Below are 536 nucleotides of genomic sequence, written 5' to 3'. Positions count from 1 at the left end.
AGACGGGAAACAAACCCGGTAACTAGATGAATTTGGAGGATATTGTGAACTATCAAGGCAACGAAAAAATGAGACAGGACGCGGCTGAGATTTCTAACGAGCTGTATGAACTCTGGCAAAAAGTGAAGCGTTTCCAGCGTGAGTACAGCTTCAACAGCGAGAACATTACAGACAGACTGGCGGGCCGACTGATTGGAACAATGGAACCCAAACTGGCCGACCTTAACAGCTTTATGGCCGATGTCGATTACCAGTTTGAAGATTAAAGGGGGAAATGATGAACGTGAAACAGATCCGCGAGAATATGACCGAAGCGGCCCTGAGCGTTGAGAGTGTAATGCGGGGACACCCCCGCATCACCCTGCAGGAATTAAGCACCGCCTGCAGCATTAGCCTGCCAGCGGTGGAGTTTATTATCGAGCAGATGCTTTGTATGAGGGTGGCGCAGCGGGGCGCTTTTGGGCGGTACTCCCTTACCCCGGAATACCAAAATGGTAGCTTTTAAAAACTGTGGGACCACGCTCGCACAGAAAGAA

Annotated in this window: 2 protein-coding genes; both read left to right on the top strand. The window is 50.2% G+C overall.

Annotated elements, in window-relative coordinates:
* The first annotated feature begins 44 nt into the window (after nucleotides 1-44).
* The gene (locus IE113_RS16180) at nucleotides 45-266 is read left to right on the top strand and encodes a YubE family protein (RefSeq protein ID WP_023339391.1); all 222 of its coding nucleotides are present in this window, start codon (nucleotides 45-47) and stop codon (nucleotides 264-266) included.
* 11 nt (nucleotides 267-277) lie between these two features.
* Nucleotides 278-505, top strand: coding sequence for a hypothetical protein (locus IE113_RS16175; protein WP_032408967.1), 228 nt, complete (start codon nucleotides 278-280; stop codon nucleotides 503-505).
* Nucleotides 506-536 lie beyond the last annotated feature (31 nt).

The sequence above is a fragment of the Novosphingobium arvoryzae genome, from assembly GCF_014652615.1.
Taxonomy (GTDB): Bacteria; Pseudomonadota; Alphaproteobacteria; order Sphingomonadales; family Sphingomonadaceae; genus Novosphingobium; species Novosphingobium arvoryzae.
This window is presented reverse-complemented; position numbering and strand designations above follow the sequence as displayed.